The 20,261-nt window shown below is 64.4% G+C and carries 19 protein-coding genes; 13 read left to right on the top strand and 6 right to left on the bottom strand.

The annotated features are described in order from the left end of the window. The first annotated feature begins 127 nt into the window (after positions 1-127). A complete protein-coding gene (locus tag GEU84_RS10790) occupies positions 128-2,689 on the top strand; it encodes a hybrid sensor histidine kinase/response regulator (RefSeq protein WP_152826290.1) in 2,562 nt (853 codons plus the stop codon). A 72-nt stretch (positions 2,690-2,761) separates the two neighbouring features. Then, positions 2,762-3,211 (top strand): TspO/MBR family protein, encoded by a 450-nt coding sequence (locus GEU84_RS10785; protein WP_217438552.1) that lies wholly within the window; start codon positions 2,762-2,764, stop codon positions 3,209-3,211. Here GEU84_RS10785 and recQ read toward each other — a convergent pair. Together recQ and GEU84_RS10775 are read right to left on the bottom strand one after the other, a co-directional pair. After that, complete coding sequence (gene recQ, locus GEU84_RS10780) at positions 3,208-5,250, bottom strand: DNA helicase RecQ (RefSeq protein ID WP_152826288.1); 2,043 nt, start codon at positions 5,248-5,250, stop codon at positions 3,208-3,210. The genes GEU84_RS10785 and recQ overlap by 4 nt on opposite strands. Positions 5,251-5,312: 62 nt before the next feature. Then, the gene (locus GEU84_RS10775; RefSeq protein ID WP_152826467.1) at positions 5,313-5,576 is read right to left on the bottom strand and encodes a YggT family protein; all 264 of its coding nucleotides are present in this window, start codon (positions 5,574-5,576) and stop codon (positions 5,313-5,315) included. 161 nt (positions 5,577-5,737) lie between these two features. On the opposite strand from GEU84_RS10775, the gene GEU84_RS10770 reads away from it, so the two are divergent. The 8 genes from GEU84_RS10770 to GEU84_RS10735 all read left to right on the top strand — a co-directional run bounded on the left by GEU84_RS10770 (position 5,738) and on the right by GEU84_RS10735 (position 13,057). Next, the gene (locus GEU84_RS10770; RefSeq protein ID WP_152826286.1) at positions 5,738-6,274 is read left to right on the top strand and encodes an acyl-CoA thioesterase; all 537 of its coding nucleotides are present in this window, start codon (positions 5,738-5,740) and stop codon (positions 6,272-6,274) included. 73 nt (positions 6,275-6,347) lie between these two features. Next, positions 6,348-7,685 (top strand): MFS transporter, encoded by a 1,338-nt coding sequence (locus GEU84_RS10765; protein WP_152826284.1) that lies wholly within the window; start codon positions 6,348-6,350, stop codon positions 7,683-7,685. Further along, positions 7,682-8,572 (top strand): penicillin-insensitive murein endopeptidase, encoded by an 891-nt coding sequence (mepA, locus tag GEU84_RS10760; protein ID WP_152826282.1) that lies wholly within the window; start codon positions 7,682-7,684, stop codon positions 8,570-8,572. The genes GEU84_RS10765 and mepA overlap by 4 nt, the downstream gene beginning before the upstream one ends. Then, positions 8,545-9,441 (top strand): esterase-like activity of phytase family protein, encoded by an 897-nt coding sequence (locus GEU84_RS10755; RefSeq protein ID WP_152826280.1) that lies wholly within the window; start codon positions 8,545-8,547, stop codon positions 9,439-9,441. The genes mepA and GEU84_RS10755 overlap by 28 nt, the downstream gene beginning before the upstream one ends. Positions 9,442-9,525: 84 nt before the next feature. Beyond that, positions 9,526-10,149 carry a queuosine precursor transporter gene (locus GEU84_RS10750; RefSeq protein ID WP_152826278.1) on the top strand — a complete coding sequence of 208 codons (624 nt, stop codon included), beginning with the start codon at positions 9,526-9,528 and terminating at the stop codon, positions 10,147-10,149. 285 nt (positions 10,150-10,434) lie between these two features. Continuing rightward, positions 10,435-10,857, top strand: coding sequence for an alternative ribosome rescue aminoacyl-tRNA hydrolase ArfB (arfB, locus tag GEU84_RS10745; RefSeq protein WP_152826276.1), 423 nt, complete (start codon positions 10,435-10,437; stop codon positions 10,855-10,857). Beyond that, positions 10,854-12,131 (top strand): aspartate aminotransferase family protein, encoded by a 1,278-nt coding sequence (locus GEU84_RS10740; protein WP_152826274.1) that lies wholly within the window; start codon positions 10,854-10,856, stop codon positions 12,129-12,131. Before arfB ends, GEU84_RS10740 begins: the two co-directional genes overlap by 4 nt. After that, the gene (locus GEU84_RS10735) at positions 12,128-13,057 is read left to right on the top strand and encodes a phosphotransferase enzyme family protein (RefSeq protein ID WP_152826272.1); all 930 of its coding nucleotides are present in this window, start codon (positions 12,128-12,130) and stop codon (positions 13,055-13,057) included. The genes GEU84_RS10740 and GEU84_RS10735 overlap by 4 nt, the downstream gene beginning before the upstream one ends. A 72-nt stretch (positions 13,058-13,129) precedes the next feature. Here GEU84_RS10735 and pncB read toward each other — a convergent pair whose 3' ends face one another. Together pncB and pncA are read right to left on the bottom strand one after the other, a co-directional pair. Then, the gene (gene pncB, locus GEU84_RS10730; RefSeq protein WP_152826270.1) at positions 13,130-14,422 is read right to left on the bottom strand and encodes a nicotinate phosphoribosyltransferase; all 1,293 of its coding nucleotides are present in this window, start codon (positions 14,420-14,422) and stop codon (positions 13,130-13,132) included. Positions 14,423-14,450: 28 nt separating this feature from the next. Continuing rightward, the gene (gene pncA / locus GEU84_RS10725; RefSeq protein WP_152826268.1) at positions 14,451-15,056 is read right to left on the bottom strand and encodes a bifunctional nicotinamidase/pyrazinamidase; all 606 of its coding nucleotides are present in this window, start codon (positions 15,054-15,056) and stop codon (positions 14,451-14,453) included. Between the two features lie 114 nt (positions 15,057-15,170). Here pncA and trhO point away from each other — a divergent pair, with 114 nt between their 5' ends. Continuing rightward, positions 15,171-16,055, top strand: a complete 885-nt coding sequence (trhO, locus tag GEU84_RS10720) for an oxygen-dependent tRNA uridine(34) hydroxylase TrhO (protein WP_152826265.1) — start codon at positions 15,171-15,173, stop codon at positions 16,053-16,055. Positions 16,056-16,095: 40 nt separating this feature from the next. Here the strand turns inward: trhO and GEU84_RS10715 are convergent, their stop codons facing one another. Together GEU84_RS10715 and GEU84_RS10710 are read right to left on the bottom strand one after the other, a co-directional pair. Beyond that, positions 16,096-17,157: an ABC transporter ATP-binding protein gene (locus GEU84_RS10715; protein ID WP_152826263.1), complete on the bottom strand. Its 1,062-nt coding sequence runs from the start codon at positions 17,155-17,157 to the stop codon at positions 16,096-16,098. Positions 17,158-17,165: 8 nt separating this feature from the next. Next, complete coding sequence (locus GEU84_RS10710) at positions 17,166-17,957, bottom strand: IclR family transcriptional regulator (RefSeq protein WP_152826260.1); 792 nt, start codon at positions 17,955-17,957, stop codon at positions 17,166-17,168. A gap of 100 nt (positions 17,958-18,057) precedes the next feature. On the opposite strand from GEU84_RS10710, the gene GEU84_RS10705 reads away from it, so the two are divergent. Beyond that, positions 18,058-19,290, top strand: a complete 1,233-nt coding sequence (locus GEU84_RS10705; RefSeq protein WP_152826258.1) for an ABC transporter substrate-binding protein — start codon at positions 18,058-18,060, stop codon at positions 19,288-19,290. A gap of 83 nt (positions 19,291-19,373) precedes the next feature. After that, positions 19,374-20,261 (top strand): carbohydrate ABC transporter permease, encoded by an 888-nt coding sequence (locus tag GEU84_RS10700; RefSeq protein ID WP_152826256.1) that lies wholly within the window; start codon positions 19,374-19,376, stop codon positions 20,259-20,261.

Raw genomic sequence — 20,261 nt, 5'->3', positions numbered from 1 at the left:
AAGGATTCGCGCAGCAGCAGGCGCCTTGCCGCCATTAAGCCTTGGTTCATCTTGTTGCCGCAGAGTGCCCGGCGGGACGGCTGCGGCAGAAGGCTGTGGCTGGTGCAGGTGACGGGGCGACTGGCGGATGGATATCGCAGAGCGGCTGGCAAAGGAACGGCGCGCACGGCTGGCGGCGGAACGGCTGCTGGAACAGAAACAGCGCGAGCTTTATGCCGCGAATGAAAAGCTGGCGCTGCATGCGCGGTCATTGTCTGACCAGATTGTCGAGCAGCGCCACGTGGTGCGCGTGGCCCTGTCAGAGGCGGAAGAGGTGAAGGCGCAGAACTCGCGCTTCCTGACCGATCTGGAACGCGCGCATACCGCTGCGGTCATGGCTGAACGGCGGCTGTGGGATTCCATCGACACGATCCGCGATGGCTTTGCGGTGTTCGACTCGCATTACCGCATGGTGGTGGCTAACCGCGCCTATCTGTCTGCGTTCGAGGGGCTGGGCCTGGCCCCCGGCATCACCTACCCCGAGGTGCTGCGGCTGGCGGGTGACAGCGGGCTGATCGATATCGGGCCGCGCTCGGTCGATGACTGGTGCGGCGAAATGCTGGCGCGCTGGGACAGCGACCCGATCGAGCCTGTGGTGGTGCAGTTTGCCAATGGCCAATGGGCGCGTCTGGTGGACCGCCGCGCGCGCGACGGCGACATGGTGTGCCTTGCGCTGAACATCACCGAACAGATGCGGCTTTGGGCGGCCATCGAGGCGATACCCGATGGTTTCGTGCTCTATGACAGGGAGGAACGGCTGTTGACCTGCAACCAGCGCTACCGTGAACTTTACCCGCGTTCCGCCCCCGCCATGGTGCCCGGCGCGCGGTTCGAGGATATCCTGCGTTTCGGGCTGGAGCGCGGGCAGCACATGGATGCCGTGGGGCGTGAAGAGGAATGGCTGCGCGACAGGCTGGCCAGCCATCGAAACCCCGAAGCGATGCAGGAACAGCGGCTGGAGGATGGCCGCTGGCTGCGCGTGCTGGAACAGGCCACACCCGACGGCGGGCGCGTGGGCCTGCGCGTGGACATCACGGAACTGAAGGAACAGCAGGCCGCGCTGGATGCCGCCCGGATCGCAGCCGAGGCGGCAAACCGCGCGAAATCGGCCTTTCTGGCCAATATGAGCCATGAGATCCGCACCCCCATGAACGGCGTCGTGGGCATGGCCGAACTGCTGTGCGACACCGCCTTGTCCGAGGAACAGCGGCTGTTTGCCGAAACGATAAAATCATCGGGCGAGGCGTTGCTGGTGATCATCAACGACATTCTGGACTATTCCAAGATCGAGGCGGAACGCCTGACGCTGCACCCCGAACCTTTTGATCTGGAAAGAACAATTCACGAGGTTGCCATGCTGCTGCAACCGCGCGCGCGGGCCAAGGGGCTGGATCTGGTGATCGATTTCGACATGTTCCTGCCCACGCGCTATGTCGGCGATCCCGGGCGCCTGCGGCAGGTCATGACCAATCTGGTGGGCAATGCGGTGAAATTCACCGAGCAGGGCCATGTGCTGATCCGCGTGGTGGGGCTGGAATCGGCCCCGGGCCAGCAGCAGTTGCATGTGACGGTAGAAGACACCGGCATCGGCATCGCGCCCGAACATCTGGACCACATCTTTGGCGAGTTCAACCAGGTGGAAACCGCCGCCAACCGCAAGTTCGAGGGCACGGGGCTGGGGCTGGCCATCACCCGGCGGCTGATCGAGCGGATGGAGGGCGTGGTCTGGGTCGACAGCGAGGCCGGGCGCGGATCATGCTTCGGCTTTCGGCTGGCGCTGCCGGTGGCCGAGGATGATGCCGCACCCCGCCTTCCGGTCACAGTGAAACGCGCATTGGTGGTGGATGACCAGTTCATCAACCGCACCATATTGGAACGGCAACTGACGCCCTGCGGTATCGCAGTCACACTTTGCCGTTCGGCGGCCGAGGCGCTGGCTGTGCTGGCGACGGATGACGGGTTCGACGTGGTGCTGACCGATCACGAAATGCCTGAGATGGACGGGCTGGCGCTGGCCGCGCGGCTGCATGCCGACGGCTGGCAGATGCCGGTCGTGCTGCTGTCATCAAACCCCGTGCTGGCGCGGCAAGACGAGGGTGCTGCGCACCTGGCGGCAATCCTGCAAAAACCCTTGCTGCGGTCAGAGCTTTACCGCCGTTTGCAGGCGTTGTCGGGCCCGGTTCGGGCGTCGGCCCCGCCGGCGCCACCTCTGCCGGCCGCCGGTCGCCGGATGCGCGTGCTGGCAGCCGAGGACAATCGCACAAACCAGCTCGTCTTCCGCAAGATGGTGAAGGATGTGCCCATCGACCTGACATTTGCCGCCAACGGGCGCGAGGCGGTGGAACTGTTTCAGACGATCGCACCTGACCTGATCTTCATGGATATCTCCATGCCGGAAATGGATGGCTGCGATGCCGCCCGCGCCATTCGCCAGCTGGAAAGCGGCGCGGGGCGCGTGCCCATTCTGGCGCTGACAGCGCATGCGATGGACGGGGATGCAGCGGCCATCCTTGCCGCCGGGATCGACCGCTACATGACCAAACCCCTGCGCAAGTCGGTGATCATCGAGGCGCTGGCGGCCCATTGCCCGCCTGACGCGCTGCCGATGATCGAAGCAGCCGAAGAAAGGGCGGTTGCGGGCCTTGGCTGAGGATCGTGGAACCGCTTGTGTTCCGGCGGGGTTGGGGGGCATCATGCACCCTTTCCCTGAACCGAGAGTTTCATGTCGCTGAAACACATCATCGTCCACGCCCTGTTCATCCTCGCGGTTTTTGCCGCAGGTGGTGCCATAGGGGCCGCAAACCTGCCCGGAGACTGGTATCAAAGCCTGCAAAAGCCGTGGTTCACCCCGCCGAACTGGGTTTTCGGCCCGGTGTGGAGCGTGCTTTATGTGCTGATCGGCTGGGTGGGCGCGCGCAAGGCGCTCTATGGCGGCGAGCGGGTGCTGTGGGTCATGCAGATGGCGTTCAACCTGCTGTGGTCGCCGGTGTTCTTCGGCATGCAGTCGCCCTTGGGCGGGATGGTGGTGATTGCGGGCATGCTGGCCACGATTGTCGCCTTCATCGCGCGGGAATGGGGGCGTGACCGGTTGTCGGCGCTGCTGTTTTTGCCCTATGCGCTGTGGGTCAGCATTGCGGCGGCGCTCAATCTGGCAATTCTGGTCCTGAACTAGGCGTCGCGCAGCACGGCCAGAAAGGCTTCGCCGAAACGTTCGATCTTTTGCGGGCCAAGGTCGCCCACGCGGTCGAGGTCGGACAGGGTGGAGGGGCGCGCCTCGGCGATCTTGCGCAGGCTGCCTTGCGGCAGGCTCAGCGGTTTGCCTGTGCCATCCAGCCCGCGCATCAATTGCACCTGCACCTCGGCCAGCCGGTCGAACACCGCGCCCGCATCGCGCCCCGCCAGACGGCGGCGCTGGGGGTGCAGCGCCTCGGCTTCGCCATGGATCACCGCCAGAAAGGCCGCGCCATAACTTTCCAGCTTTTTTGCGCCCACGCCGGTGATATGCGCCATGTCGTCCAGCCCGCGCGGGCGGCGTTCGGCCATCTCGATCAGCGTGCGGTCGGTGAAGATGACATAGGCGGGCACCGCCACCGCCTCGGCCAGCGCGCGCCGCTTGGCCTTCAGCGCCGACAAAAGCGGCGCATCCTCGTCACTGACCAAGGATTTCACTGCGGGGCGCGCGCCTGCCGACTGGATCGTGTCACGCCTCAGCGAAATGCTTTGCTCGCCGCGCAGGATCGGGCGGGCGGCATCGGTCATCCGCAGCGCGCCGTAGCGTTCGGCATCGGGCCGCACCAGATCGCGGCCCATCATCTGCCGGAACACCGCACCCCATGCGGGTTTCGACAGATCGCGCCCCACGGCAAAGGTGGGCAACTGGTCATGCCCGCGTTCCTTGACCTTGGGCGTGGCGGTGCCGGTCAGAATGTCGATCAGATGGCCCGCGCCAAACCATTCGCCGGTGCGCAGGATGGCCGACAGCGCCTTGCGAACCGCCTCGGTCGCGTCGAACACATCGACCGGGCGGTCGCACAGGTCGCAATTGCCGCAGGGGGGTGAGGTTTCGCCGAAATAGCCCAGCAGCACCTGACGGCGGCAGGCCGTGGCCTCGGCCAGACCCAGCAGCGCGTTCAGCCGGCCATGGTCGGCCTCTTTGCGGTCGGCGGGGGCCGCGCCCTCGTCAATCTGGCTGCGGCGCAGGCGGATGTCGTCGGGGCCATACAGCGTCAGCGTTTCGGCGGGCGCACCGTCGCGGCCCGCGCGGCCGATTTCCTGATAGTAGCCCTCGATGGATTTGGGCAGATCGGCATGCGCCACCCAACGGATGTCGGGCTTGTCGATGCCCATGCCGAAGGCGATGGTGGCCACGACGATCAGGCCATCCTCCTGCTGAAAGCGCACCTCGACGCGCCGCCGTTCCTCGGCCTCCATCCCGCCGTGGTAGAAGCAGGCCGCATGCCCGGCCTCGCGCAGCGCTTGTGCCAAGGTTTCCGTCTTGGCCCGCGTGCCGCAATAGACGATGCCCGACTGCCCCTTGCGCGCCCCGGCAAAGGCCAGAATTTGCGCGCGCGGCGTATCTTTCACCGCAAAGGCCAGGTGGATATTGGGCCGGTCAAAGCCGCGCAGAAAGGTGGCCGGGGCCTGCCCGTCGAACAGCCGCGTAACAATCTCGGCCCGGGTTTCCTCATCCGCCGTGGCGGTGAAGGCGGCCAGCGGCACGTCCAGCGTGCGGCGCAATTCACCGATGCGCAGGTAATCGGGGCGGAAATCATGGCCCCACTGGCTGACGCAATGCGCCTCATCCACCGCGATCAGCCGCACGTCGATGCGGCGCAGCAGGCCCAAGGTGCCGGGCGAGGCCAGCCGTTCGGGGGCCATATACAGCAGCTTGACCCGGCCCTGATCCAGCGCCTGAAACACCGCCTCGGTTTCGTCGTCGGTATTGCCCGAGGTCAGCGCCCCGGCCTCTACCCCCACTTCGCGCAGGGCCCGCACCTGATCGCGCATCAGCGCGATAAGGGGCGAGATCACCACAGTCACACCATCACGGCACAGCGCAGGCAGCTGGAAACACAAGGATTTCCCGCCACCCGTGGGCATGATGGCCAGCGTGTTGCGGCCCGCCAGTACGGCATCGACAATCTCTTCCTGCCCCGGGCGGAAGGCGGAAAAGCCGAAGACCGAGGCGAGAAGGCTGTGGGGGGTATTCATGAAACCGTAGATCAATTGCAGCGCATCCGGTTTGAACCGGAAAGGCAAACAGAGCGTGTATCTCAGTAGAAAAACGCCCTGTTGCTGTCCAGCACGATGCGCAGCGCATAAACGGCCAGAAGCACAATCAGCGGCGCGAGATCAAGTCCGCCCATGTTGGGAAGAAACGACCGCACGCGGGAATAGACCGGCTCCAGCAGACGGTTCAGGCCATCCCAGATCTGCGCCACCAGCGGCTGACGCAGGTTCAGCACCTGAAACTGGATCAGCCAGCTCATGATGATATGTGCGAAAATGATAAACTGCGCGATGCCGAGCAGCATCATCAGAATTTTATAGATCGATTCCACGTCCGCACTCCGCACAGGTTTTCCAGAGCGACAGGTAATGCCCACCACACCAAAGGGCAACCACCAACCATGTTCCGCCGCGTTGCGGCTTGACGCCGATGCCGCAACGCGGCAGCGAGGGCGCAAAGGAGTGCGCGATGTATCCCTATGCCCGCATGTTCAAGGAAATCTGGAAATTCCGCAACGCGCCGCCGCTGCCGATCCTGGGCACGCATGTGTCGCACCACATCTGCTGGCCGCAGGATATCGACCCGTGGAGGGAGCTGAACAACGGCCGCACGCTGACGCTGTATGATCTGGGGCGCATCCCGCTGGGCCAGCGCACCGGGCTGCATGCCGTCACCAAGGCGAATGGCTGGGGCATTGCGGTGGCGGGCAATTCCACGCGCTACCGCCGCCGGGTGCGGCTGTTCGACCGGATCGAGATGCACAGCCGCTGCATCGGCTGGGACCAACGGTTTCTGTATATGGAACAAAGCATGTGGAAGGGGGCCGAATGCACCAGCCACATGCTGCTGCGGTCCGCCGTCACCTCGGGCGCGGGCATCGTGCCGCCCGAACGGGTGCTGGCAGCGATGGGCCAGCCGGTGCAAAGCCCGGTATTGCCCGATTGGGTGCAGGCCTGGATCGCGGGCGATGCCGGGCGGCCCTGGCCACCGCTGCGGGGCGAGTGACGCCGCAGGCTTTGCCGCGCTTGCAGAACCATGGGATTTCAGGCTTCATCGCCGGGCAGCGGATGGGGTTCACATGGCAAGCGCAAGACAACGGATCTGGGGCTGGTATTTCTTTGACTGGGCCAGCCAGCCCTACAACACGCTGCTGCTGACCTTCATCTTTGCGCCCTATGTCACGCAGGTGATGGGCGACGGCACATCCGCGCAGACGGTCTGGGGCTATGGCATTGCGGCGGCGGGGCTGATCATCGCCGTGGGCTCGCCCCTGCTGGGCACGATTGCTGACCGCGCGGGCGGGCGCATGGGGTTTTTGTGGGCGTTTTCCGCGATGTATGTGCTGGGGGCCTGGGGTATCTGGTATGCCGCGCCGGATGGTTTCAATGTCTGGCTGATCATGCTGGCCTTTGGCATCGGCCTGATCGGCATGGAATTTGCCACCACCTTCACAAATGCCATGATGCCCAGCCTGGGCACGCCGCAGCAGATGGGGCGCATTTCCGGATCGGGCTGGGCCTTCGGGTATCTGGGCGGGGTGCTGGCGCTGGTGGTGATGCTGCTGTTCTTCGAGGATGGCAATGCGGGCAAGACGCTGCTCGGCCAGCCGCCGGCCTTTGGCCTTGATCCGGCAGAGCGTGAGGGCACGCGGGCCGTGGGGCCGCTGACGGCGATCTGGTATGTCGTGTTCATGATACCGTTCTTCCTGTGGGTGCGCGAGCCGCGCCGGGCCACCGATCTGACCGTGCGCGATGCGGCACGGCAGGCCTGGCCCGACCTGCGCCAGACATTGCGCAGCCTGCCCGCACGGTCCAGCCTGTCGGCTTATCTGATGTCGTCGATGTTCTACCGTGATGCGCTCAACGGCATGTATACCTTTGGCGGCATCTATGCGGTGGGGGTTCTGGGCTGGGCCACGCGGGATGTGGGGATTTTCGGCATCCTGGCGGCTGTCACGGGCGCGGTCTTTGCCTGGATCGGCGGGCGGGCCGACAGCCGCTATGGGCCAAAACCGGTGATCGTTACCTGTGTGCTTGTGCTGACGCTGGTGGCGCTGGGCGTGGTGCTGGTGTCGCGCGAGACGGTGTTCGGCATGGCGGTGACACCCGAAAGCAACCTGCCCGACATTGCGTTCTACATCCTCGGCGCGCTGATCGGGGCGGCGGGCGGCGCGCTGCAATCGGCCAGCCGCACTATGATGATCACCCAATCCGATCCCGACCGCATGACCGAATCCTTCGGCCTCTACGCGCTGGCGGGCAAGGCGACCTCGTTCCTTGCGCCCTTCCTGATCGCGGTCAGCACGGATATCAGCGGTTCACAGCGCATCGGGGCGGCCCCGCTGATCGGGCTGTTCCTTATCGGGCTGGTTCTGCTACTCTGGGTCAAACCGAATGGTGAACAGGCGCTGACATGATCCGTATTCTGACTCTGGCGCTTGCGCTGTCCCTTGCGGGCGGTGCCGAGGCGCAGCAACTGGCCAACAAGCTGTTTGGCGCGCAGGGCGACGCCTCGCAGCAGGCCCCGATGCCGGTGGGCAGTTACGCCAAGGGCTGCGGCGCCGGAATGGTGCAACTGCCGGAAACCGGGCCGACATGGCAGGCGATGCGCCTGTCGCGCAACCGCAACTGGGGCCAGCCGGAACTGGTGGAGTTTGTGCAACAGCTGAGCGTGGCAGCCACCAAGGTGGGCTGGGCGGGCCTTTACATCGGTGACATCAGCCAGCCGCGCGGCGGGCCGATGACATCGGGCCACGCCAGCCACCAGATCGGGCTGGATGCCGATATCTGGATGCTGCCGCCGCGCAGGCTTGATCTGACCCGGGCGGAACGGGAAAAGATCAGCTCCATCCCCGTGCGGTCAGCCGATCAGCGGTCGGTGACGGACAACTGGACGAATAGCCACCACGCCTTGCTGCGCGCCGCCGCGTCGGACAAAAGGGTGGACCGTATTTTCGTGGCCGCCGCGGTGAAGATCGAGATGTGCAAGACCGCCACCCGCAAGGACAAGGGCTGGTTGCAGAAAATCCGCCCCGTGGCCGGGCATGACACGCATTTCCATGTGCGGCTGAAATGCCCCAAAGGGGCAACAGCCTGCCAGACCCAGACGCCGACCGTGGATGAATTGTCCAACGGCGGCAATGGCTGCGACGATACGCTGACATGGTGGGTGACGGATTATCTGAACCCGCCGAAACCCACCAAGAAACCGAAAGACCCGCCCGCACCCCGCGCCAAGACGCCGCGCGAATTCACCATGGCTGATCTGCCGCAACAATGCGCCGACGTTCTCGCCTCGCGCTAGCCGCCGGGCTGGTGCTGGCACTGGGGCTTGACAGTTCTGCCAGCCAGGCACCGGCGCAGGGCTTTCTGGGAAGCTATGGCTGGCAGATGGATGACGAGCGGTTCGGCGGCTTTTCGGCTATCGAGATGACCGCGGACGGCTTGGGTTTCATCGCCTTGTCGGATCGGGGCGCATGGACGCAAGGCCGCATCACCCGCGATGCCGAAGGCGTCATCACCGATGTCACCGCCGACCCGATGGAACTGCTGAAAGCCAATGCCGAAGCCCCGCTGTCGCGCGCGCGCAGCGACAGCGAAGGCATGGCCGTGGGGCCGGATGGCGCGATCTATGTGTCGTTCGAGGGTGCCGCGCGCGTGCTGCGCTATCCGCGCTTTGGTGCCTCGGCCGAAAATCTGCCGCTGCACCCGGCATTTCGCACGATGCAGCGCAATTCCGCGCTGGAGGCTTTGGCGGTGGACCGGGACGGCACGCTTTACACCCTGCCCGAACGCTCGGGGCGCGAAGACCGGCCCTTTCCGGTCTATCGTTTCCGCGGTGGGGATTGGGATCAGCCCTTTGGCCTGCCGCGCAGGGGGTCGTTCCTGCCGGTGGCTGCCGACATAGGGCCTGACGGGCGGTTCTATCTGCTGGAGCGGCAGTTTCGCGGTGTGCTGGGATTTGCATCGCGCGTGCGCCGGTTCGTGCTGGACGCCGATGGCCTGAGCGCCGAGGAAACCCTGCTGGAAACCGGGGTCGGGCGGCATGACAATCTGGAAGGCCTGTCGGTCTGGCGCGATGCCACCGGCGCACTGCGCCTGACCATGATCGCCGATGACAATTTCCGGTTTTTCCAGCGCACCGAGATCGTGGAATACCGCCTGAACGATTGACATCGCCCGGCAAGGGGGGGTAGTGGCCCGCGTCCCCATGGTGGGGGCCAAGTCTCCGCGACCTTGTAAAAAACGGATATGATCATGACCCGCACCCATCTTCCCGGCATTCTTGCCATGGCCGCCATTGTGGTGGCCTCCAACATCCTTGTGCAGTTCCTGTTCGGCCAATGGCTGACCTGGGGCGCATTCACCTATCCGCTGGCCTTTCTCGTCACCGATGTGATGAACCGCGTCTATGGCGCTGCCGCCGCCCGGCGTGTCGTGCTGGTGGGCTTTGCCGTGGGTGTTGCCTGTTCGCTGATCGGCACGCAGATCATGGGCGAGTTTGGCCCCTTGGTCACGCTGCGGGTGGCGCTGGGGTCTGGCGTGGCGTTTCTGGTGGCGCAGCTTTTGGACGTGGCCGTGTTCGACCGTCTGCGCAACGCTGCCTGGTGGCACGCGCCGCTGGTTTCCACGCTGATCGGATCCACGCTGGATACTGCCCTGTTTTTCAGCATTGCCTTTTCCACCGCGCTGGCCTGGCTGGAACCCGGCAATGATGTGGCCTGGGCCAACGAAACCCTGCCTTTGCTGGGTTTCGGGCCAATGGCCCCGCTCTGGGTGTCGCTGGCGGTGGCCGATTGGTCCGTCAAACTTTCGCTTGCTTTGGTGGCACTTTTGCCATTCCGGCTGATCGTTGCCAAATTGACCGCACGGGTTGCGTAAAAACTTTTGACAAACACCAAATCTGTGTCAACCTTCGCTTATCGGCAACTTTTGAAAGGAGGTGATCCAGTGTCTAGAGTGATGTTGGAGAGACGCGTCGGGACAGTTGGAGGGGGTGTTTTCTAGGGGCAACCCTCTGGATAAACAGACCACCAATTGGGATTGAACCTAACTGGCTCATCTCCTTGGATCTCGGAAAGGGTCGCCCTCCAAGGCGGCCCTTTCTCTTTGACTGCTGCAATAAAGGGCTTTTTCACCGCGCGCTTTTACGGCTAGTTTGCGCCCATGCTGCGCATCAATGATCATATCACCCTGGCTGACTGGGAATTGACCGAGAATTTCTCGCGCTCTTCCGGCCCCGGCGGGCAGAATGTGAACAAGGTGGAAACCGCCGTGGAATTGCGGTTCGAGGCGGAACGCAGCCCGCATCTGTCAGCCCCGGTCAAGGCGCGGCTGAAAAAGCTGGCCGGGCGGCGCTGGACAACCGAAGGCGCCATCGTGATCCATGCCGAGGAAACCCGCAGCCAGACGCGCAACCGCGAACTGGCGCGCGAACGGCTGGCGGAAATGATCCGCGCGGCACTGGTCGCCCCGAAACGCCGCATCGCCACCAAGCCCACATTGGGCAGTCAGCGCCGCCGTCTGGTGGCGAAGGCCGTGCGCGGCGAGGTGAAGGCCGCCCGCGGCAAAATCAGCGAGGACGAATGACCGAAGACATGCTGGCCCGCCGCGCGCGGCTGATGGGGCCGAATGTGCCCACCTTTTACCGCAACCCGGTGCATCTGGTGCGGGGGCAGGGCGTCTGGCTGTGGGATGCGGCGGGCAAACGCTATCTGGATTGCTATAACAACGTGGCGCATGTGGGCCATTGCCACCCCCGCGTGGTGGCCGCGATTGCCGGTCAGGCGGCGGTGCTGAACACCCACACCCGTTACCTGCACGACAATGTGCTGGATTATATCGAACGGCTGACCGGCCATCTGGGCCATGGCATCAGCCAGGCCATCATGACCTGCACCGGGTCCGAGGCGAATGACATCGCCCTGCGCATGGCGCAGGCGGTGACGGGCAAGACCGGCATCATCGCCACCGACAACACCTATCACGGCAACACCGCCGCTGTATCTGCCCTGTCCACCCGCCGCCCGCCGATCGGGGGCTATCCGGGCCATGTGCGGTTCGTGCCGGCACCTGACAGCCTGCGCCCCGTGGGTGGCAGCGTTGACGGACAGGCGCAGGCCTTTGCCGCCCATGTCGCCCGCGCGATTGCGGAACTGGAGGCGGCAGGCCACGGCTTTTCCGGCATGATCCTGTGCCCGGTTTTCGCCAATGAAGGCCTGCCCGCCGTGGCCCCGGGTTTTCTTGACCCCACGGTTGCGGTGATCCGCAAGGCGGGCGGGCTGGTGATCGCGGATGAGGTGCAGCCGGGCTTTGGCCGGGTGGGCAGCCACTTCTGGGGGCATGACTGGCTGGGTTTCGCGCCGGATGTGGTGACGGTGGGCAAACCCATGGCCAACGGGCATCCGGTGGGGGCGGTGCTGGCGCGGCCCGATGTGATGGGCGCATTCCGCGAGGCATTCGGCTATTTCAACACCTTTGGCGGAAATCCGGTGTCGGCCGCTGCCTGTCTGGCCGTGCTGGATGTGATGGCGGATGAGGGGTTGCAGGCGCAGGCCGCCACTGTGTCGGCGCATGTGATGGACAGGATGCGCGCATTGCGCCACCCGCTGCTGGCCGAGGTGCGGGGTGCGGGGCTGTTCTTTGGCGCGGAATTCGTGCTGGATGATGCGATGACGCCCGCCACAGCCTTTGTGGCCGATCTGGTCGAGGCGATGGTGGCACGGGGGTTCCTGCTGAACCGGATCGGACGCGGAGCGAACACCCTGAAAATCCGCCCACCGCTGGTATTTTCGCTGGAAAATGCCGACAGCCTTATCGACGCGCTGGAACAGGCGCTGCGCGAAACGCCGGTTGCGGCATGAGCGTTGAGGCCGCTGCGGCCTTCTGGGGTGGGCGCGACCTGCGCCTGCTGGGTCACCGCGAGAACGCGGTTTACGCCATGACCTGCGCCGATGGCACGCGCGCCGCGCTGCGGCTGCACCGGGCGGGATATCAGTCGGCAGATGCGATCAGGTCCGAACTGTGGTGGTGCGCGGCACTTGCCGATGCAGGTGTGGCCGTGCCCCGGCCCTTGCCCTGCCTGTCGGGCGACCTGCTGGCGAGCTATGTGCCGGGGCAACATGCGTCGGCAATCTCATGGGTGGAAGGTGCCGCGCTGGGCGAGGCCCGGGTGCCCTTGACCGGCAATGCGGCGGCACAGGCGGCGGTGCATCACGCGCTGGGGCGTCTGCTGGCGCAGATGCATGACGCCACGGATGCGCTGGCCCTGCCCCCCGGTTTCCAGCGCCCGCGCTGGGACAGGGCGGGCCTGCTGGGCGAGGCTCCGTTCTGGGGCCGGTTCTGGGAGCATCCCTTGCTAACCCCGCCCGAGGCCGAAGTCTTGTATGCGGCCCGCGATCTGCTGCGAGGCAGGCTGGCTGATCTGCCCGAAGCCGGGCCGGGCTTTGGCCTGATCCACGCCGATGTGCTGCGCGAGAATGTGTTTGTGGATAGTGGCGCGCTGACGCTGATCGACTTTGACGATTGCGGCTTTGGCTACCGGCTTTACGATCTGGGCACGGTGCTGTCGCAGAACCTGTATGAACCGCATTTCCCCGCCATCCGCGACAGCCTGATTGCTGGCTATGCCAGCCTGCGCGCGGTCGATGCGGAACAGGTGACGCTGTTCACCCTGATGCGCACGCTGGCCTCGGTGGGCTGGGTCGCGCCACGCCTGCCGCTGGCCGACCCGGTGCATCGAAAGCATATCGATCGTGCATTGATGTGCGCAGGGCAGGTGCTGGGGTAGGGCAGCATCTTTCCCTGCCGGTCTGTCCTGCCATGTCCGGCGAAATCGCCTGGGATGGGCGGATGAGCGGCGTCAGACCACCACCTCCACCGCCGCCTGATCCCCCACGCCGAACACCCGCTTGTAGCGGGCGATCTGGTCGGCCGGGCCCATCGCCTTGTTCGGGTTGTCCGACAGTTTTACCGTGGGGCGGCCATTGGCCGACACGGCCTTGCACACCAGACTGAACGGGGCCAGCCCGTCATCCGGCACCAAGCCCCTGAAATCATTGGTCAGCATCGTGCCCCAGCCGAACGACACCTTCACCCGCCCGGTGAACTGGCGGTGCAATTCCTCGATCTTGCCCACATCCAGCCCGTCGGAAAAGATCACCAGCTTTTGCCGCGGGTCTTCGCCGCGCGACTGCCACCAGCGGATCGCGGTTTCCGCGCCCGTCGCCGGATCGCCACTGTCGATGCGGATGCCGGTCCATGTCGTCAGCCAGTCGGGCGCGCGGGAAAGGAAGCCTTCCGTGCCGAACGTATCGGGCAGGATGATGCGCAGGTTGCCGTCATGTTCCTCGTGCCAGTCGGCCAGCACCTGATAGGGCGCCTGCGCCAGTTCGGCGTCATCCCTGGCCAGCGCCGAATAGACCATCGGCAGTTCGTGGGCATTGGTGCCGATGGCCTCCACCTCATGCCTCAGCGCGATCAGGCAGTTTGAGGTGCCGATGAATTTTGGCCCCAGCCCCTCCTGCATGGCCTGCACGCACCAGTCCTGCCACAGAAAGGAATGCCGCCGCCGCGTGCCGAAATCGGCGATCTTCAGCCCGTCGATCTGCCGCAGCCGCTCGATCTTTTCCCACAGCTTTGTCATGGCCCGGGCATAAAGCACCTGAATTTCAAACCGGCCCAGCCGTTCCAGCACGGCCCGGCTGCGCAACTCCATCAACACCGCCAGCGCGGGAATTTCCCACAGCATGACCTCGGGCCATTTGCCCTCGAACGTCAGCTCATACTGCCCGTCGCGCTTTTCCAGATGGTAGGGCGGCAGCTGCATGCCCTCGAACCATTCCATGAAATCGGGGCGGAACATCTGGCGCTTGCCGTAAAACGTGTTTCCGCGCAGGAAGGTCGACTCGCCGCGCGACAGGCGCAACGTGCGGATATGGTCCAGCTGCTCACGCAACTCGCCCTCATCCACCAACTCGGCCAGACGGATGGTCTTGGTGCGGTTGATCAGGCTGAAGGTCACGTTGGTGTCTGGCTTGTTGCGGAAAACCGACTGGCACATCAGCAGCTTGTAGAAATCGGTGTCGATCAGCGACCGCACGATCGGGTCGATCTTCCATTTGTGGTTGTGAACGCGGGTGGCAATATCAGCCATGACTTTTCTCCGTCAGGTTATTGCCCAATCAGGCCTCCAGCGCCACACCGGCGGCGCGCATTTCGGCCAGCATCCGGGCCAGTGACCCGTCCAGATCAATCGCCCCGCAGGCGCCTTGCAGAACGGTCACGGCAAAGCCCAGCCGCGCCGCATCCAGCGCCGAATAGGCCACGCAGAAATCGGTGGCGAGGCCGGTCAGCGTGATCGCCGTGACCCCGCGCGTGCGCAGATACCCCTCCAGCCCGGTGGGGGTGCTACGATCATTCTCGAAGAACGCCGAATAGCTGTCGATGCCGGGGTTGAACCCCTTGCGGATCACCAGATCGGCGGGATGGGTGTCAAGCGTTGGGTGAAATTCGGCCCCCGCCGTGCCCTGCACGCAATGCGTGGGCCATAGCACCTGCGGGCCATAGGGCATTTCGGTAAGGCTGAACGGGGCCGCATCGTGGTTGGCGGCAAAGCTTGTGTGGTTGGCCGGATGCCAGTCCTGCGTCAGCACCTTGACCGGGAAATCCCCCAGCAACGCATTGATCCGGGGAATGATCGCATCGCCCCCCGCCACGGCCAGCGCGCCGCCGGGGCAGAAATCATTCTGCACGTCGATCACGATCAGGGCGTCAGTGTTGGGGCGCATCGCAGCCTCCGTTACATTCCAATGGCTTTGGGTAAGGGGGGCTTTTGCCTTCGTCAATGGCCGCGTCATGACCCGGGGCTTGCAATTTGGCGAGCGCGGCGGCAATCAGCGGGAATGCTGACCATTGCCGCGCTGTATCACTTCACCCGTTTCCCCGACCCGGCGGCGCTGATCGCGCCGCTGAAGGCCCTGTGTGTGGCCGAGGGGGTGAAAGGGTCATTGCTGATCGCGGGCGAGGGGGTGAATGGCACCATCGCCGGGCCTGCTGCGGGGGTTGCGGCCGTGCTGGCGCATCTTCGCGCCCTGCCGGGCTGTGATGCTTTGGAATGGAAGGAAAGTTTCTCCGACACCCTGCCCTTTGCCCGCATGAAGGTGCGGCTGAAGCGCGAGATCGTGACCATGGGCCAGCCCGATGTGGACCCGACGCAGGGCACTGGCCAATATGTGGCCGCCGCCGACTGGAACGCACTGATCGCTGCCCCCGATGTGGCGGTGATCGACACGCGCAACGCCTATGAGGTGGCGATCGGCACGTTTCAGGGCGCGGTTGACCCCGGCACGCAGGCCTTTGGCGAGTTTCCGGCATGGTGGGCGGCCAACAAGGACCGTTTCACCGGCAAGCGCATTGCCATGTTCTGCACCGGCGGTATCCGCTGCGAGAAATCCACCAATTTCCTGCGCGGGCAGGGGGTAGAGGACGTGTTTCACCTGAAAGGCGGCATCCTGAAATATCTGGAGGATGTGCCCGAGGCGGAAAGCCTTTGGCGGGGCGAATGCTATGTGTTCGACGGGCGCGTGTCGGTGGGTTACGGGTTGAAACCCGGCCCCTATGCCATGTGCCACGCCTGCGGGCGGCCCGTTGCGCCCGAAGCCAAAGCCCACCCGGCCTATGAGCAAGGCGTATCCTGCCCCGCATGCGTCGATGAATATGCGCCCGCCGACAAGGCCCGTTTCCGCGAACGGCAGAAACAGGCACGGCTGGCGGCAGAGCGCGGCTGAGACGGCAGGCAAAGTCGCCCGCAGGGCAGATGAGCGCCGACTACCTGATCCGCCGCCCCGCCTCATCCGCGGCAAAGAACAGCGCGCTGTCAGCGGCATAGCTGACACCCACCCGGTCGCCCAACCGCACCGAGGGGTCTTCCTTGGCCTCGACCACCAGCTTTTCGCCGCCGGGTGCCGACAGGTGGATGAACGACACGCCGCCCAAAGCCTCGGTCATCTCCACCCTATGCGTCGCGCCCGCCGCCAGTGCCAGATGTTGCGGGCGCAGGCCCACGACCAGTTTCGCGCCCGACCCGGGCAGCGCCACCCCTGTCTGCACCGGCACATCACTCAAGCCCGGCGCGCGCACGGCCCCCTGTTCCACCGTGCCCGCGATGAAATTCATCGCCGGACTGCCGATGAAACCGGCGACAAACCGGTTGTCGGGGTTGTGATACAGATCCAGCGGCTTGCCCACCTGTTCCACCCGGCCCTTGCGCAGCACCACGATCTTGTCGGCCAGCGTCATCGCCTCCACCTGATCATGGGTCACATAGATCATCGTCGCGCCGATCTCGCGGTGCAGGCGGGCGATTTCCACCCGCATTTCCACCCGCAATTCGGCGTCGAGGTTCGACAGTGGCTCGTCAAACAAAAACACCTCGGGCCCGCGCACGATGGCCCGGCCGATGGCCACGCGCTGCCGCTGGCCGCCCGACAGAGCCTTGGGCTTGCGTGCCAGATAATCATCCAGTTTCAGGATGCGGCTGGCCTCTGTCACCTTGGCCGCGATCTCGGCCTTGGGGTGGCCGGTCATCTTCAGCCCGAAACCCATGTTTTCGGCCACCGTCATGTGCGGATACAACGCATAGGTCTGGAACACCATCGCCACGCCCCGCTCTGACGGGTCGGCCTTGGTCACATCCCGCGCACCGATGCGGATGGCACCGCCCGTCGTTTCCTCCAGCCCCGCCACCATGCGCAGCAGGGTGGATTTGCCGCAGCCCGACGGGCCGACGAACACGCAGAATTCGCCATCTTCCACCGTCAGATCGACCCCGTGGATCACTTCGGCATCGCCATATCTCTTGACGACCTTTTGCAATGTCACTCCCGACATGTTCCCCCCTATGCCTGTTGTTGTTCGGGAAAGCGCCAGCTTTCCGCCTCGGCGGCAATCTGTGCCGCCGTCTGTTGAATGCGCGGTGCCAATGCGGCCAAAGCCATCAGCGAGGCGCGCGCCGTGGTGGATGTGACCGACAAAGCCCCCATGGCGCGACCCGCCCGGTTCAGGATCGGCACGGCAACGCAGATGATGCCCGGCTCGTGTTCCTCGGCGTCAAAGGCGAAACCGCGGCCGCGAATCACCTCAAGCTCGGCCAGCAGGGCGGCGCGGCTGGTAAGTGTATGGTCGGTGAAACGGTGGAACGACTGGCGGTCCAGCGCACGGTCCAGCGCATCGGCGGTCTGATAGGCCAGCATCGCCTTGCCCACGCCGGTGCAATAGGCCGGCCCCACCTTGCCCGCCTGGCTGAACATCTCCACCGGCCGCGCGGCATTGCGCTTGTCCACATACAGCACTTGGCCCACGTCAAGCTGCGCGAGGTGGATCGTCTCGCCCACATCGGCGGAAAGTATGTCGATATAAGGCCTTGCGATGGGTGCAAGGCTGCTTTGCGCCCAGGCGGCATGCGCCAGCCGCACCAGCCGCACCCCCAGCGAATAGCTTTGCCGGTCGGGGTCATAGGCCAGCATGCCCTGATTGGTCAGGGTTTGCAGAAAGCGGTAGAGCGTGGCTTTGGGATAGGCCGCATCGGCCAGCAATTCGGTGAACCGCACCGGCCGCCCGGCCTGTGCCACCCTGTCCAGCACGTCAAGCGCCTTGCCCACCGTGCCGTCGCTGTTGCCCTCTGCACCCATCGCTTTCCCCGTGCTCCCTGTTGACAGGTCTAACATTACGCCGCATAGTTTTCAATATTCAAGACTAAGTTTCAAATAATGGAACCAAAGGGAGGAAACCATGGTCCAGTTCCAACGGGGCGCTCTGGCGCTTCTGGCAGGCTTGCTGCTGACGGGTTCGGCGATGGCGCAACAGCGCACGCTGACCTACAACGCCGATTACGACCCCATTCCGCTGGCGGCGTTCGAGGCGCTGATCGCCGATTTCGAGGCGGCGAACCCCGATATCGACGTGGTGCTGAACAACTTCGACCACGAAGGTTACAAGACCGCGATCCGCAACTTCCTGACCACCGACGCGCCCGATCTGGCCAACTGGTATGCGGGCAACCGGATGGCGCCCTTTGTGAACGCGGGCCAGTTCATCGACGTATCCGATGTGTGGGAGGCGAACGGCCTGAGCGACAGCCTGGCTTCAGCCAAGGCGTCGATGACCATCGACGGCAAGCAGTGGGGCGTGCCCTACACCTACTACCAGTGGGGCATCTATTTCAACCGCGACGCCTACAAGGCGGCGGGTGTGGAAGAGCCGAAAAGCTGGGATGAATTCGTGGCCAACTGCGAAAAGTTCCAGGCGGCGGGCATCGACTGCATCACCACCGGGTCGTCGGCGCTGTGGCCGGTTGCGGGCATCTTCGACTATCTGTCGCTGCGCACCAATGGCTATGAATGGCACATGGATCTGACGGCGGGCAAGGTGGCCTGGACCGATCAGAAGGTGAAGGACGTCTTCGCGCAATTCGCCCGCATCCAGCCCTTCATCACCGCCAACCATGCCGCGATCGACTGGCAGGATGCGGCGGCGCTGCTGGTGCAAGGCAAGGCGGCCAACTATGTCATGGGCAACTTTGCTGTCGGCACCTTCAAGGAAGGCGGCATGACCAATGACAACCTCGGCTTCATGGTGTTCCCGGAAATCACCCCCGGCATCCCGCGCGCCGAAGAGGCCCCGACCGACACGATCCATATCCCGGCCGGTGCCAAGAACGTGGAAGACGCCAAGAAGTTCCTGGCTTTCGTTGCGGATGCCGAAGTGCAGACCAAGCTGAACGCGGCTCTGGGCCAGTTGCCCACCAACAAGAACTCCACCGTGCCCGCCGACGATCCCTTCCTGTCGGCCGGGTTCGAGACGATTTCGACCGCCTATGCGTTGGCGCAGTTCTTTGACCGTGACGCGCCGGCCGAAATGGCCAAGGCGGGCATGGAAGGCATTCAGGAATTCATGGTCAAGCCCGACCGTCTGGATGCCATTCTGGAGCGGCTGGAGAAGGTGCGCGGCCAGGTCTACAAGTAACCTCCCCGGGGCGGGCGCGGGGAAACCTGCGCCCGCTTTCTGCATCCTGCCGCCGCCCACCGCCTGCCGATGGAGTTTCCCACATGACAGCCTATTGGAAAGCCAACCAGCGCCGTCTAGCGCCGCTGCTGTTCCTTGCCCCCGGCATGCTGATGTTTGCCATCTATGTCATCATTCCCATCGCGCAATCCATGTGGATCTCGTTCTATGACTGGGACGGGCTGGGCGAGAGGGTCTGGATCGGCACAGCGAATTATGTTGAGCTGGCCGATGATGATTCATTCTACACCTCGTTGAAAAACAACGTGATCTGGCTGGCGCTGTATCTGCTGGCCGTGCCTGCGGGGCTTTTGATCGCCATTTTCCTGAACCAGAATGTGCGTGGCATCCGGCTGTATAAATCGCTGTTCTTCTTTCCTTTCGTCATTTCGCAGGTGGTCGTCGGCCTGATGTTCGCCTGGTTCTACGCGCCCAATTTCGGCCTGTTCTACAAGCTGACCGAGATCCTCTTTGGCTCTGGCACCGCCGTGCTGGCGGATGAGCGTTTCGTGACCTATGGCATCATCGTGGCGGGCCTGTGGCCGCAGATCGCCTATGTGATGATCCTGTATCTGACCGGCCTGAACAACGTGGCCCCCGATCAGGTAGAGGCGGCGCGGCTGGACGGTGCGAAGGGCTGGAGGATGCTGTGGTATGTCATCCTGCCGCAGTTGCGCCCCGCCACATTCATTGCCGTGGTGGTCACGGTGATCGGCGCGCTGCGGTCGTTCGATCTGGTGTCGATCATGACCAGCGGTGGCCCCTATGGCACCAGCCGGGTGCTGTCCTACTACATGTATGAACAGGCGCTGTCGGAATACGGCTATCGTATGGGCTATGGCGCGGCCATCGCCGTGGTGCTTTTCGGCATCATGATGATCTTCATCTCGGGCTTCATCTGGAAGATGTGGCGCGACGAAACGGAGCGGTGA

The organism is Fertoeibacter niger, assembly GCF_009380135.2.
GTDB classification, from domain to species: Bacteria; Pseudomonadota; Alphaproteobacteria; order Rhodobacterales; family Rhodobacteraceae; genus Fertoeibacter; species Fertoeibacter niger.
This window is presented reverse-complemented; position numbering and strand designations above follow the sequence as displayed.